This window comes from Burkholderia contaminans (genome assembly GCF_029633825.1).
GTDB lineage: Bacteria > Pseudomonadota > Gammaproteobacteria > Burkholderiales > Burkholderiaceae > Burkholderia > Burkholderia contaminans.
In genome coordinates this window covers 2,108,207-2,120,348 of record NZ_CP090640.1, presented here as the reverse complement: position 1 = coordinate 2,120,348, position 12,142 = coordinate 2,108,207, and the positions used below count along the sequence as shown (strand labels likewise).

Below are 12,142 nucleotides of genomic sequence, written 5' to 3'. Positions count from 1 at the left end.
TTACATTGCGTGGGCGGCGCGGCAGGTCGCGATGCCGCCTTCATTCAGCTTGCGGCAACGCAGCCGACGTCCGGTCTTTCGACACAACTCAAGGAGAGGACAACCATGACTCATGGCTTGATTATGTGGCTCATCATCGGCGCGATCGCCGGCTGGCTTGCCGGTTTGCTCGTCAAGGGCGGCGGCTTCGGGCTGATCGTCGACATCATCGTCGGGATCGTCGGCGCGGTGATCGGCGGCTGGCTCGCCGGGATACTCGGCATCAGCATCGGCAGCGGCTTCATCGGTTCGGTGATCGTCGCGGTCGTCGGTGCGGTGATCCTGCTGTTCGTGATCCGGCTATTCAAGCGAGCGGCCTGACGCTTCTCTCCACGCGCCTTCGGGCGCGTTTTCGCATCAGGCCGGCGCGCGGCCCGTTCGCCGCGCGCCGTCGCCCCATTCAGCGCTTCGCGCGCTCCAACCAGCTGTCGAACACGTCGGCCGTCAGCAATCCGCTGCGCGCCTCGCGTGCGCCATCGCGTCCGATCCTCACGGTGCGCGGCATCTCCCCTCTCTACCCCGCATCGAGCGCAGACGCTCGGGCATCGGCTCCGCATTCGCATACTGCGTGATCCTCAGGCGATTCCCGGCGCTCGTGTAGATCGGTTCCGGCATCGCGTTGACGGTGACGGGCGCGGACAGCGTGTCACCGGGATCGTCGGAATGCGCGACGACAACGTGCGCGCCCTCGACCCATGGGACCCACAGCCGGTGATGCATGTCGAATGCCGCCCCCGTCGCGAGCGGCTGCTTCTGCCGCGCGGGTGCGGCCTGCATGCTCATGCGCGCGGCTTGCGAATCGGCGGTCTTCGGCACGTCGTGCGCGTCGTGCAGCCGGCTGGCGACAGCAACGCGAGCGATCTCACAGCGACCATTTCAGTTCTCCATTGAAAGTACGGCCCGGATACGGGTGGAGAACGTAATAGCGGCGGTCCGTCAGGTTGTCGATGCCGAGCGACGCGCTCCAGTGACGGTCGAAGCGGTAACGCGCCTTCAGGTCGACGACCGTGAACGAACTCGTGCCGCCGTAGACGCCCGGGTTCACGTCGCTGTTGTCGAGCGTGTTAGACAGGCGGCCCGAGTAGCGCACGCCGACGCTCGCCACCCAGTGCTCGTCGAAGCGATACGACGCGAGCAGGTTCGCATGCACGCGCGCAATCCGCGGAAAGCGCGAGCCGACATATGCGGGATTCGCGACGTCGGCGAGGATCCGCGCGTTGCTCGCCGACACGTTCGCGTCAATCGCGAGCCCCTTCAACCCGACGTTCTCGCCGCTGAACGCGAGTTCGACGCCACGCACGCGCCCGCTGCACTGCACAATTCGAGCGTGAGCTCGCCGGAGCCGCTCGACGCGAGACGCGCATAGCCGATGACGGGCGACAGTACGTTCAGCGCCAGCCACACGAGGCCGATCCATCGCGTCGTTCGTTGCATCGCGGTCCAGAAAAAGTGCGCGCAAGTGGAACAAGCGGCCCGATTGTTGCCGATTCCGCACGATGCAATAGTCGGCATCGCAGCGCGCGTCAGAGCGCATGTGCCGTTAATACAACAGAGACAAAATCTAACGATTCGCCACTGGCATAAATCCAAGCACGAGGTTGATAATCATTGAACCTGCTGGAGAAATGACCATGGACGAAAGACCAACTCGCATGCCACCGCCGGAGCAAGTGATGAGCCCGGATCCAGAACCCGTCGGCGTGGAATTCCTCGCCGAATTGCCTGACCACGTTCGGGCATTCTTCGACGAGCAGCACAAGCTGTACTCGCCGAAGTGAACGCCTGTTCGGTTCTGTAACCGCCACGTGTCGATCATCGCTATCGTGCGGTTCATCAGTGCGCATCGCGCGCAATTCGCCTCGCACCCGGGCCGCAACAGCCTGACGGTGCCGGATCAGCTCGCCTGCTGATTCTCCGGTCGCTGCGCTACGCCGCGCGACTGTCTTCGTCTATCCTTCTGGTTTTCCACTTCCGGCCCGCCCGGCTCTCCCGATCGTTCCGATGAAGCAAGCCATTCGTGCCAGCCTCGCTGTCGCCGCGCTCGGCGTCGCCCTCTTTTCGTCCCCGCGCATCGCCAATGCAGACGGTGACGACACCGCCCTCACCAATATCGTCGCGCTCGCGTCACAGCGCCTCGCGCTCGCCGAACCGGTCGCTCGATGGAAATGGGCGAATCACAAGGCAATCGAGGACCGGCCGCGCGAAGCGGAACTGCTCGTATCGGTCGAGAAGCGCGCGGCGCAGGCCGGCGTCGATCCCGCGTTCGCACGGACGTTCTTCGAGGATCAGATCGCCGCGAGCAAGGATGTGCAGAACGCGCTGTTCGCGACCTGGCGCGCGACGCGGCCACCGGAAGGCACGCCGCCCGATCTCGCGACCAGCACGCGCCCGGCTCTCGACCGGCTGACGCAGAAAATGCTCGCGGGGCTCGCGCAGGTTGCGCCGCTGCGGGATGCGCCTGATTGTCAGGCGAGGCTCGCGCGCAGCATCGCCAACTGGAAGACGCTCACGCGCTACGACGCCACGCAAACGCAGGCACTCGACACTGCGCTATCGCACGTCTGCTCGGCCGGCGGCGCAAGCGCGATCGGCTGACGGCCGCGGGCGCGGGTGGCGCGACCGCGCCTGATTAAGCCGCCTGCCCCGCAGGCGTGAGCGCGGCGAGCGGAATCAGCTGCAGGCCGCGTGCGAGATGCGTCTGCAGCAGGCGGTGGGTGAAAGGTTCGAACGCACCGTCCGCTCCGTCGGCCGCGAGTTGCGCAGCCGCGTCGAGTGATTCCGTCGCACCGAGATAGCGCCAGCCGTCGATCACATGAAACAGGCGGCGCTCGCCGCTCGCCTCGAACGCGACGGCACCTTCGAATGGCCAGGGCGCAGTGCCGGCACGAGCATCGGCCGCGGGACGCCGGTTGTACGACGGCCGCAGCCGGGCAATCCATTGCGCTTCGGCCAGCATCGCCCCCAACTCGTTGCCGGTCTCGCGCCATTCGACCCGCCGCACCTGTTGCGCCAGCCGCATTTCCTTCGACGAACGGCGCTCGCCCGTCAGCAGCGCACGCAGCCGCTGCCGCACACGCACGCTGCGGCCGACATACAGCGGCACATCCTCCTCCCCGAATAGTGCGTACGCACCGCAGCCGGGCGGCGCGGTATCGAGCCACGCTTCGGTCAGGTCGCCGCCCAGACGGAAGTGGCGCGTCGTGCGTGCGATCTGCTCACGCAGCCGCTCGAGCGGCACGATGTCGTGCAACAGGCGCCAGAACTGCCACACCAGGTCGGCATCCGCCAGCGCCCGGTGGCGTGCCGCCGGCACGAGGCCGTGGCGCTCGATCAATGCGTCGAGGCCGTGCCGCGATTCACGCGGGAACAGCGCCTTCGACAGCCGCACCGTACACAGCACATCGGGATTGAACGCGAAGCCGGCGCGCTCGAATTCGGCCCGCAGGAAGCCGCGGTCGAAGCTCGCGTTGTGCGCGACGAAAAGCTTGCCGTCGAGCCGCTCGAACAACGCCGGCGCCAGCGACGCAAATGACGGTGCGTCGCGCACCATCTCGTCCGAAATGCCCGTCAGTTGCTGGATGAACGGCGGAATCGACTGCCCCGGATTGACGAGCGTCGTCCACGTCGACACGCCGAGCGGGCCGATTTCGACCACGCCGATTTCGGTGATGCGGTGTTCGGCGGGCGAGCCGCCAGTGGTTTCAAGGTCGACGAAAACGAGCGGCTGTTCGCTGGCGGGATCGGACGGACAGGGAGAATCAGACATGAAAAGACTGGAAAACGATGCTTCCGTGAGTATGCACCGGCATCCGGGTTCGCGGCCAGCGCGAACCCGAATGTTCCGCCCCCGCAAAACAAAAAGCCCCCGCAATGCGGGGGCCGGACGTGATCGGCAATGCGTGGCGCGTCAGACCGCCTGGATATTCGCTGCCTGCTTGCCTTTCGGCCCGACTTTCACGTCGAACGAAACACGCTGGTTTTCCTTCAGCGTCTTGAAGCCGTCCATCTTGATTTCGGAAAAGTGCGCAAACAAATCTTCACCACCATTGTCCGACGTAATAAAGCCGAAACCTTTAGCATCGTTAAACCATTTCACGATACCGGTATCCATGTCTTCGTTCCCCACTCGATTAGATCCAAAAAAGCTATTTTTATAGCCGTTTCCCGAAATCCCGAAACATTGCGCCAGCACCCGCACCAGCACGCCGCCCGAGGACGGAGTGCTGACATTTATAAATTGGACAATCCGGGTGCGTCAAGGAAATTTTTGACGATCGTTTTATCAAAAAAGAGCTAATACCACTGGAATCGGTACACCGGCGCCTCTGATTAATTGATTCGCATCAAAAACCTGTCAATATTACCGGGATCGGAGCATTAATAATCGTGGTCGTGAAATTCCTACCGGGGACAAATCGACTCGGTAATTTCCTCGGGTTTTTTCCGGGTTGCGGAAGGCCAAGGATATTGCGATGCTCGGTTAACGCCGGAAGGAAGGAGATGGTCATGTGGCTGGACGGAATCAAGCGCTTCGCGAGCCGGCTCGGACGCGCACGCCGCAAGTCCCGCGCCCTGGCCGAGTCCGCGGCCTCGCGCGAAGCGCCGTACGACACCGAATTCGATACGACCTGGCACGGCGATCACTGGCAGAACCTGCTCTCGTCGCCTCTCGATGCCCGTCACTACGTGATGGAAGACTGGACATACACGCCGCCCCCCAACGAAGCCAAGGAGGCCGCACCCGCGGCCAAGCGCAAGCGGCGCTCGTTCGCGCAATAGCGCGCGGACCGACGGGGCAAAAAAAAAGCGCGACTGGGAAGTCGCGCCGACAAAGGTTTGGAGATCTTTTCCGTCAACGAAAAAGTCTGCTTCGGAAAGCAGAGATCGCAGTATAGCGAGAGAACAACCTTTCATTAGCCATGCTCCACACAAACCTCTATTGCCGATGTGTCAATAATCGGACTACAGGCATCCCCGCCTCCTGTTGACCGCCTGTCGCGAACACGCAACGCCTGTTACGTAGTCCTGACCACTATTTTTCTTCGCTGCACCGCCGCAAACCCTTGATGGGCAATCGTTTGCGCCACATTTCCGATCTTTGCGGATTCCAAAATATACTATTGCTTAAAGCGCATCCCTCCCCCGCTCCGCGCGCTCCGTACACTGCAGATGGCTTTCTGATAGGCGCACCGCCGCCCTGCGGACCGGCCGCAACGTCAAGCAAAGCATGCCAGTCCGCAGCAGGTTCGATCGATATCATCCTGTTTGGAGACAGATCCATGAAAAAAACGCTGATCGTCACCGCGTTGTCGGGTGTATTCGTTACGGCAGCTCACGCTCAGAGCAGCGTGACGCTATACGGCCTGATCGACGCAGGCATCACCTATACGAACAACCAGGGTGGCCACAGCTCATGGTCGGAGCGCAGCGGCCAGATCAACGGCAGCCGCTGGGGCCTGCGCGGCACGGAAGATCTCGGCGGCGGCCTGAAGGCAATCTTCGTGTTGGAAAACGGCTTCAACATCGCCAACGGCACGCTCGGCCAGAATGGCCGCGAATTCGGCCGCCAGGCGTTCGTCGGCTTGTCTCATGACCAGTTCGGCGCGGTCACCCTCGGTCGCCAATACGATAGCGTCGTCGACTACATCGGGCCGCTGTCGCTGACCGGTACGCAATTCGGCGGCACCCAGTTTGCCCACCCGTTCGATAACGACAACCTCAACAATTCGTTCCGGATCAATAACGCCGTCAAGTATACGAGCATCAATTACGGCGGCCTGAAGGTTGGCGCGTTGTACGGCTTCTCGAACAGCAACCAGTTCTCGAACAATCGCGCGTACAGCGCAGGCGTGTCGTACACGTACGCCGGCTTCAATATCGGCGCTGGCTACCTGCAGTTGAACAATGACATCTCGGGCCTCACGTCGGCTGCGGTCACCAACAGCGGCGGCGCGGTAGCAGGCGACAACACGTTCGTCGGCAAGCGTCAGCGCGTGTTCGGCGGCGGCCTGAACTACACGTTCGGCCCGGCAACGGCCGGCTTCGTGTTCACGCAATCGCGTGTGAACCGGGCGCTCGGCATCTCCGCGGGTGCCTCGGGCGTGTCGAACGGCCTGGGTCTCGACGGCACGTTTGCCCGGTTCAACAACTACGAAGTGAATGCGCGCTACGCGCTCACGCCTGCCTTGTCGCTGGCCGGGTCGTACACATACACCGCCGGCTTCCTGGACGGTCGTCATCCGGGCTGGAATCAGTTCAACCTGCAGACCGACTATGCACTGTCCAAGCGGACCGACGTGTATGTGCAAGGGGTGTATCAGCGCGTCAGCACGGATGGCCTGGGCATTGGCGCCTACGTCAATGGCCTCGGTGGCGCTTCGTCGACCAACAAGCAGATCGCGGTCACGGCCGGCCTGCGCCATCGCTTCTGAGCGACCGGCATTTCCACCGCACGCCGAATGGCGACGCGCCCCATCGGGGCGCTTTTTCTTTGCCGGGTTGCACCGTGCACCGCTCAGGCGTCGCCAGGCGCCGGGTAACGGACGTCGAGCACGTCGATCGGCTGCGGGCCGGCGGGCGTCATCAGCATGACGGTATCGCCAATCTTCGCCTTGATCAGTGCGCGCGCGACCGGCGAAATCCAGCTGACACGGCCGTGATCGAGATCGACCTCGTCGATCCCGACAATCGTGATCGTGTGATCCTCGCCGTCCGGCGTCTCGTAATCGACCGTTGCGCCGAAAAACACCTGGTCGACGTTTTCCTGCCGGCTCGCATCGACGACTTCGGCCAGATCGAGCCGTTTCGTCAGGAAGCGAATGCGGCGATCGATCTCGCGAAGCCGCCGCTTGCCGTAGATGTAGTCGCCATTCTCCGACCGGTCACCATTCGACGCGGCCCAGGATACGAGCCGCACGACCTCGGGACGCTCGACGTCGATCAGGTTCAGCAATTCGTCCCTCAGCCGCTTGTGGCCGGCGGGCGTGATGTAGTTCTTCGAGCCCGCCGGAATCGCGGGCTGGGCCTGGTCCAGATCGTCGTCGTCGCCGTCCGACTCTTTGACAAACGCCTTGTTCATGATGCGGATTCAACATGGATGACTGATGCTCCAAGGGTACACGAAGGGCGCCCCGGCAAGGCCATGCACCTAATTTGCGAATAAGGCTTCCCTTTTTATACAACCCTGCTATAATTTCGCTTCTGCGTGCGGCTGTAGCTCAGTTGGATAGAGTACTTGGCTACGAACCAAGGGGTCGTGGGTTCGAATCCTGCCAGCCGCGCCACTTTTTTCGAGGGCCTTCTGAACCGAAGGCCCTTTCAGTTCGAAGCAGTAGAAGTTTTGTTTTGCGTGCGGCTGTAGCTCAGTTGGATAGAGTACTTGGCTACGAACCAAGGGGTCGTGGGTTCGAATCCTGCCAGCCGCGCCACTTTTTTGGGGGCCTTCCCATCGCAGAAGGTTCCGACAGTCAAGCAGTACCGTTTTGCGTGCGGCTGTAGCTCAGTTGGATAGAGTACTTGGCTACGAACCAAGGGGTCGTGGGTTCGAATCCTGCCAGCCGCGCCACCTTAAAAGGGCTTTCCTCCGGGAAAGCCCTTTTTCTTTTCCGCCTTCCCTTCCCCTGCTCGCCGCACGGCAACGTCAGTTGCGTAACGCCTCCTTTCGGAAGAACGTCGACCACACCGCGCGCTCGCGCCTCCGGCAGCACACATGAAAACGGCGGCCATTGGCCGCCGTCGATCGCCCCTGCGGGCCAGGCGTCAATAATCCTGCCGCTCGCGCTCGATGCGCATGCCGCCGTCGTGGCGCGCATGCGCGCCGTCGTCGGTCGAACGCTCACGCATGATCCGCATCACGTCCGGATTGGTTCGCACGCGCCGCATCACGTTCGCGAGATGCACGCGGTCGCTGACCTGGATCACGAAGCGCAGTACCGTCGATTCGTGCGTCAGATCCTCGTCCATCGCGATATGCACGATGTTCGCATCGGCCGACGTGATGTCCGCCGCCACGCGCGCAAAGATGCCCTTCGTGTTCTTCACGAGCGCCTTCACCGCGACATCGAACAGGCGACCAGGCTGCGGCGCCCATTCGACGTCGATCCAGCGGCCCGGATCGCGGCGATGGATACGCTGCGCCACGCGGCAATCGGTCGTATGAATCGCCATGCCCAGACCGATGCCGATGTAGCCCATGATCGCGTCGCCCGGAATCGGCCGGCAGCATGCGGACAACTGCACGGACATCCCTTCGGTGCCGGTAATCACGACCGGCGGTGCGTGGTGCGCAGGATGCCGCTCGGACTTCGGCAGATCGTCGTCCGCATCACGGCCGCTCATCAGCACCTCGATGCGCTTGGCCATCACCGCGGCCACGCGGCGGCCGAGGCCGATGTCCGCGAAGATTTCCTGACGGCTCTTGTTGCCCGTCCACTGCACGAGCTTCTCCCACACTTCCGGCTCGACATCGGCCAGCGCGAGACCGTAGCCCTTCAGGCTCTGGTCGACCAGCCGCTCGCCAAGCTGCACCGACTCGTTCAGGCGCATCGTCTTCAGGTAGTGACGGATCGCCGAGCGCGCCTTGCCGGTACGCACGAAGCCGAGCCATGCGGGGTTCGGCTTCGAATACGGCGCGGTGATCACCTCGACGATGTCGCCGCTCTTCAGCTCGGTGCGCAGCGGCAGCAGCTCGTTGTTGATCTTCACGGCCACGCACTGGTTGCCGAGATCGCTGTGGATCGAATACGCGAAATCGAGTGCCGTCGCGCCACGCGGCAGCGCCATGATCTTCGACTTCGGCGTGAACACGTAGACCGCGTCGGGGAACAGGTCGATCTTCACGTGCTCGAGGAATTCGCTCGAATCGCCGGCTTCGCTCTGGATGTCGAGCAGCGACTTCAGCCACTGGTGCGCGCGCTTCTGCACGTCGCTGAGATCGGCGCTGCCGTTCTTGTACAGCCAGTGCGCGGCGACCCCCGCCTCGGCGATCTCGTGCATCTTGCGCGTGCGCACCTGGAACTCGATCGGCGCGCCGAACGGGCCGACCAACGTAGTGTGCAGCGACTGATAGCCGTTGATCTTCGGGATCGCGATGTAGTCCTTGAACTTGCCGGGCACGGGTTTGTACAGCGCGTGCAGCGCGCCGATGCACGTGTAGCAGTCGAGCGGGCTGTCGACGACGACACGGAAGCCGTACACATCGAGCACCTGCGAGAACGACAGCTGCTTGTCGCGCATCTTGCGGTACACGCTGTAGATGGTCTTTTCGCGGCCGGTGATCTCGGCGTCGATCTTCGCATCGGCCATCGCGCGCTGCGCGGCTTCGAGGATCTTGCTGATCACTTCGCGGCGGTTGCCGCGCGCGGCCTTCACGGCCTTCTCCAGCGTCGCGTAGCGATGCGGGTTGAAGTTCGCGAAGCTCATGTCCTGCAGCTCGCGATACGTGTTGTTCAACCCGAGGCGGTGCGCGATCGGCGCGTAGATGTCGAGCGTCTCGCGCGCGACGCGGCGGCGCTTTTCCATCGGCACTGCGCCGAGCGTGCGCATGTTGTGCAGGCGGTCGGCGAGCTTGACGAGAATGACGCGCACGTCTCGTGCCATCGCGAGCAGCATCTTGCGGAAGTTTTCCGCCTGCGCTTCCTCGCGGCTGCGGAATTCCATCTTGTCGAGCTTCGACAGACCGTCGACCAGTTCGGCGACCTTCGGGCCGAACCGTTCGGCCAACTCGCTCTTGGTCACGCCCTGGTCTTCCATCACGTCGTGCAGGAGCGCGGCCATGACGGCCTGCGCGTCGAGCTTCCAGCCGGCGCAGATTTCTGCAACGGCGACGGGATGGGTGATGTAGGGTTCGCCGCTCTGGCGATATTGACCGAGGTGGGCTTCGTCGCTGAAGTGGAACGCCGCCTTGACCTCTTTGATTTCTTCCGGAGGAAGATACTCGGCAAGCACGCCCGTCAGTTTCGCGATCGAAACGACGCCGTGCTTGCGAGGCTGCTCCGGTGTGGCGGTCGGCCCGAACAGATGCCGGAAGGACTGTTCGAGGACCGCGTCGATGTACTGGCGCGCAGGCGACTGGGCCGTGGCTTCGGTGGTCGGATCCGCGGAGGCGGACGATGGGGTGGTGCTCATATTCGCCTCCAGGTCGAGTCGTTGCGCGCGTGGATTACATGGCTGGAACGGGCCGGATGCGCGTTACACCGGCACCTTCTTCAGCATCTCGACGCCGACCTGGCCGGCAGCGATTTCGCGCAGCGCGACGACGGTCGGCTTGTCGCGGCTCTCGATCTTCGGCGTATGGCCTTGCGCGAGCTGCCGCGCGCGATAGGTGGCGGCGAGCGCCAGTTCGAAGCGGTTCGGGATTTGCTTCAGGCAGTCTTCGACGGTAATGCGAGCCATGTTGGTAATTCCTTCTGAATATAGTCCTTATTCTACCTTATGTCCCTCGTCCCCCGCGTCATTCCGCGTGGGGCAGATGGACGCCGAGGTCGATGAACAGCTCCGTATGTCGCGCGTACTGCGAAGCAAAGCGCAGGCGCGTGGCCGCGACGATGCATTCGAGCTCCGCGAGCGCACGCTCGAAATTCTCGTTGATCACCACGTATTCCGCTTCGGATGCGTGCGCGATCTCGCTGCCGGCGGCCAGCAGGCGACGCGTGATCACGTTCGGTTCGTCCTGGCCGCGCTTCTTCAGACGCTCCTCGAGCGCGTCGAGCGACGGCGGCAGGATAAAGATGCCGACCGCGTTGCGGAACTGCTTCTTCACCTGCAGCGCGCCCTGCCAGTCGATCTCGAGCAGCACGTCGTGGCCATTCTTCATCTGCTCTTCGATCCAGACGCGCGACGTGCCGTAGTAGTTGCCGTGCACTTCCGCGCTCTCGAGGAATTCGTGCGCCGCGTGACGCGCACGGAAATCCTCGACCGTCGTGAAGTGATAGTGCTGGCCGTCCTGCTCGCCCGGACGCGGCTTGCGCGTCGTGTACGAGATCGACAGGCAGATGTCGCTGTCCTTCGACAGCAGCGCATTCACGAGCGTCGACTTGCCGGCGCCCGACGGCGCGACGACCATGAACAGGTTGCCGGGATAGACGCCGCCGTGCAGCGAATGCGACGCGTGGCCGTCGCGGTGGGATTCGGTCATGTTGCTTTACTCCAGGTTTTGCACTTGCTCACGCATCTGCTCGATCAACAGCTTGAGCGCCATCGATGCGTCGGCGAGTTCCTTCGCCGCCGCCTTCGAGCCGAGCGTGTTTGCTTCTCGATTCAGTTCCTGCATCATGAAGTCGAGACGCTTGCCGACGCGGCCGCCCTTCTCGATCACGTGACGCGTTTCGTTCAGGTGCGCGGTGAGCCGCGACAGCTCTTCCGCGATGTCGATCCGGATCCCGTACATCGTCACTTCCTGACGAATGCGCTCCGCTGCCTCCTCGCGCGTGACGATCGTCGAGCTGCCCTCGGGCGCCGCGATACCGAGCGCCTCCTGCAGCCGTTCGACGATCTTCTGCTGGTGCTTTGCGATCAGCTCCGGCACGAGCGGCGTGATGCGCGCGACGATCGCTTCCATCTCGGTGACGTTCGACAGCAGCATCGTCGCCAGTTGCGCGCCTTCGCGCGAACGCACGACGACGAGTTCGCCGATCGCTTCCTTGCCGCACGCGAGCACCGCCTCGCGGATCGCGTCAGCCGATACGCCGCTCTCGGCGATCACGCCGGGCCAGCGCAGGATCTCGCCCGCGCGCAGGCGGCCGACGCCCGGGAACGAGTCGAGCACCGAGCGCTCGAGCTCGGCGAGCTGGCCGAGCGCGGACTGGTTCAGCGCGCCCGCGCCGATGCTCTGCTCGCCGCGCTGCAGGTTGATGCGGATGTCGACCTTGCCGCGCGACAGCTTGTTCATCAGCATTTCGCGCAGCGCGGGTTCGCACGCGCGCACGTCGTCCGGCATCCGGAAATTCAGGTCGAGGAAGCGCGAGTTCACGGTGCGCAGTTCGACCGACACGCTGGTGCCGCCGTTGCCGGTGGCCGTCGCGAGTTCGCGCGTCGCGCTCGCGTAGCCCGTCATGCTGTAGATCATGGTTCGTCTCGCCGTCTGGGTGCCCTCGCGGGCGGGGAT

General features: G+C 63.4%; 12 protein-coding genes, 3 tRNA genes and 4 pseudogenes. 8 read left to right on the top strand and 11 right to left on the bottom strand.

Going from position 1 to position 12,142, the window contains the following annotated elements; genetic code table 11:
* The first annotated feature begins 105 nt into the window (after nucleotides 1-105).
* A complete protein-coding gene (locus LXE91_RS09895) occupies nucleotides 106-360 on the top strand; it encodes a GlsB/YeaQ/YmgE family stress response membrane protein (protein ID WP_039343362.1) in 255 nt (84 codons plus the stop codon).
* Between the two features lie 79 nt (nucleotides 361-439).
* On the opposite strand, the pseudogene LXE91_RS09890 reads toward LXE91_RS09895, so the two are convergent.
* From LXE91_RS09890 to LXE91_RS09875, 4 pseudogenes are all read right to left on the bottom strand, one after another.
* Nucleotides 440-609 (bottom strand): annotated as a pseudogene (locus LXE91_RS09890) (TlpA family protein disulfide reductase); the annotation flags it as partial.
* Nucleotides 610-914: pseudogene (locus LXE91_RS09885) on the bottom strand (exo-alpha-sialidase); the annotation flags it as partial. It lies immediately after the preceding pseudogene.
* Nucleotides 902-1,342: pseudogene (locus LXE91_RS09880) on the bottom strand (TonB-dependent receptor domain-containing protein); the annotation flags it as partial. The pseudogenes LXE91_RS09885 and LXE91_RS09880, both read right to left, overlap by 13 nt.
* Nucleotides 1,339-1,473 (bottom strand): annotated as a pseudogene (locus tag LXE91_RS09875) (DUF2946 domain-containing protein); the annotation flags it as partial. The pseudogenes LXE91_RS09875 and LXE91_RS09880, both read right to left, overlap by 4 nt.
* 239 nt (nucleotides 1,474-1,712) lie before the next feature.
* Here LXE91_RS09875 and LXE91_RS09870 point away from each other — a divergent pair.
* Nucleotides 1,713-1,817 carry a chorismate mutase gene (locus LXE91_RS09870; protein ID WP_162269111.1) on the top strand — a complete coding sequence of 35 codons (105 nt, stop codon included), beginning with the start codon at nucleotides 1,713-1,715 and terminating at the stop codon, nucleotides 1,815-1,817.
* Between the two features lie 223 nt (nucleotides 1,818-2,040).
* Entirely contained in the window at nucleotides 2,041-2,634 is a 594-nt protein-coding gene (locus LXE91_RS09865; protein ID WP_039343368.1) for a chorismate mutase, read from the top strand.
* A 34-nt stretch (nucleotides 2,635-2,668) separates the two neighbouring features.
* Here LXE91_RS09865 and LXE91_RS09860 read toward each other — a convergent pair whose 3' ends face one another.
* Together LXE91_RS09860 and LXE91_RS09855 are read right to left on the bottom strand one after the other, a co-directional pair.
* Nucleotides 2,669-3,805, bottom strand: coding sequence for an exonuclease domain-containing protein (locus LXE91_RS09860; RefSeq protein WP_039343370.1), 1,137 nt, complete (start codon nucleotides 3,803-3,805; stop codon nucleotides 2,669-2,671).
* Nucleotides 3,806-3,946: 141 nt separating this feature from the next.
* Complete coding sequence (locus tag LXE91_RS09855; protein ID WP_011351289.1) at nucleotides 3,947-4,150, bottom strand: cold-shock protein; 204 nt, start codon at nucleotides 4,148-4,150, stop codon at nucleotides 3,947-3,949.
* Between the two features lie 395 nt (nucleotides 4,151-4,545).
* Between LXE91_RS09855 and LXE91_RS09850 the strand changes: the two genes are divergently transcribed.
* Together LXE91_RS09850 and LXE91_RS09845 are read left to right on the top strand one after the other, a co-directional pair.
* Nucleotides 4,546-4,818 (top strand): hypothetical protein, encoded by a 273-nt coding sequence (locus LXE91_RS09850; RefSeq protein ID WP_039343484.1) that lies wholly within the window; start codon nucleotides 4,546-4,548, stop codon nucleotides 4,816-4,818.
* A 500-nt stretch (nucleotides 4,819-5,318) separates the two neighbouring features.
* Nucleotides 5,319-6,470: a porin gene (locus tag LXE91_RS09845; protein WP_039343374.1), complete on the top strand. Its 1,152-nt coding sequence runs from the start codon at nucleotides 5,319-5,321 to the stop codon at nucleotides 6,468-6,470.
* A gap of 83 nt (nucleotides 6,471-6,553) precedes the next feature.
* On the opposite strand, the gene greB is transcribed toward LXE91_RS09845, so the two are convergent.
* Nucleotides 6,554-7,117, bottom strand: a complete 564-nt coding sequence (gene greB, locus LXE91_RS09840; protein ID WP_039343377.1) for a transcription elongation factor GreB — start codon at nucleotides 7,115-7,117, stop codon at nucleotides 6,554-6,556.
* A gap of 128 nt (nucleotides 7,118-7,245) precedes the next feature.
* Here greB and LXE91_RS09835 point away from each other — a divergent pair.
* The 3 genes from LXE91_RS09835 (at nucleotide 7,246) to LXE91_RS09825 (ending at nucleotide 7,603) form a co-directional block, all read left to right on the top strand.
* Nucleotides 7,246-7,322 (top strand) — tRNA-Arg (locus LXE91_RS09835).
* A 67-nt stretch (nucleotides 7,323-7,389) separates the two neighbouring features.
* Nucleotides 7,390-7,466, top strand: a tRNA-Arg gene (locus LXE91_RS09830).
* 60 nt (nucleotides 7,467-7,526) lie between these two features.
* Nucleotides 7,527-7,603 (top strand) — tRNA-Arg (locus LXE91_RS09825).
* 194 nt (nucleotides 7,604-7,797) lie between these two features.
* Here LXE91_RS09825 and LXE91_RS09820 read toward each other — a convergent pair.
* From LXE91_RS09820 to LXE91_RS09805, 4 genes are all read right to left on the bottom strand, one after another.
* Nucleotides 7,798-10,164, bottom strand: coding sequence for a RelA/SpoT family protein (locus LXE91_RS09820; RefSeq protein ID WP_039343380.1), 2,367 nt, complete (start codon nucleotides 10,162-10,164; stop codon nucleotides 7,798-7,800).
* Nucleotides 10,165-10,227: 63 nt separating this feature from the next.
* Nucleotides 10,228-10,431: a DNA-directed RNA polymerase subunit omega gene (gene rpoZ, locus LXE91_RS09815; protein ID WP_006025620.1), complete on the bottom strand. Its 204-nt coding sequence runs from the start codon at nucleotides 10,429-10,431 to the stop codon at nucleotides 10,228-10,230.
* A 58-nt stretch (nucleotides 10,432-10,489) separates the two neighbouring features.
* Nucleotides 10,490-11,173: a guanylate kinase gene (gmk, locus tag LXE91_RS09810; protein WP_039343384.1), complete on the bottom strand. Its 684-nt coding sequence runs from the start codon at nucleotides 11,171-11,173 to the stop codon at nucleotides 10,490-10,492.
* A 6-nt stretch (nucleotides 11,174-11,179) separates the two neighbouring features.
* Nucleotides 11,180-12,103 carry a YicC/YloC family endoribonuclease gene (locus tag LXE91_RS09805; protein WP_011351283.1) on the bottom strand — a complete coding sequence of 308 codons (924 nt, stop codon included), beginning with the start codon at nucleotides 12,101-12,103 and terminating at the stop codon, nucleotides 11,180-11,182.
* Nucleotides 12,104-12,142 lie beyond the last annotated feature (39 nt).

Excerpts from the sequence above, each read along its gene's own strand:
- LXE91_RS09820 (WP_039343380.1), bottom strand. The coding sequence starts at position 10,164 with ATGAGCACCACCCCATCGTCCGCCTCCGCGGATCCGACCACCGAAGCC.
- rpoZ (WP_006025620.1), bottom strand. The coding sequence starts at position 10,431 with ATGGCTCGCATTACCGTCGAAGACTGCCTGAAGCAAATCCCGAACCGC.
- LXE91_RS09860 (WP_039343370.1), bottom strand. The coding sequence starts at position 3,805 with ATGTCTGATTCTCCCTGTCCGTCCGATCCCGCCAGCGAACAGCCGCTC.
- LXE91_RS09850 (WP_039343484.1), top strand. The coding sequence starts at position 4,546 with ATGTGGCTGGACGGAATCAAGCGCTTCGCGAGCCGGCTCGGACGCGCA.
- LXE91_RS09895 (WP_039343362.1), top strand. The coding sequence starts at position 106 with ATGACTCATGGCTTGATTATGTGGCTCATCATCGGCGCGATCGCCGGC.
- LXE91_RS09865 (WP_039343368.1), top strand. The coding sequence starts at position 2,041 with ATGAAGCAAGCCATTCGTGCCAGCCTCGCTGTCGCCGCGCTCGGCGTC.
- LXE91_RS09870 (WP_162269111.1), top strand. The coding sequence starts at position 1,713 with ATGAGCCCGGATCCAGAACCCGTCGGCGTGGAATTCCTCGCCGAATTG.
- greB (WP_039343377.1), bottom strand. The coding sequence starts at position 7,117 with ATGAACAAGGCGTTTGTCAAAGAGTCGGACGGCGACGACGACGATCTG.
- LXE91_RS09855 (WP_011351289.1), bottom strand. The coding sequence starts at position 4,150 with ATGGATACCGGTATCGTGAAATGGTTTAACGATGCTAAAGGTTTCGGC.
- LXE91_RS09805 (WP_011351283.1), bottom strand. The coding sequence starts at position 12,103 with ATGATCTACAGCATGACGGGCTACGCGAGCGCGACGCGCGAACTCGCG.
- gmk (WP_039343384.1), bottom strand. The coding sequence starts at position 11,173 with ATGACCGAATCCCACCGCGACGGCCACGCGTCGCATTCGCTGCACGGC.
- LXE91_RS09845 (WP_039343374.1), top strand. The coding sequence starts at position 5,319 with ATGAAAAAAACGCTGATCGTCACCGCGTTGTCGGGTGTATTCGTTACG.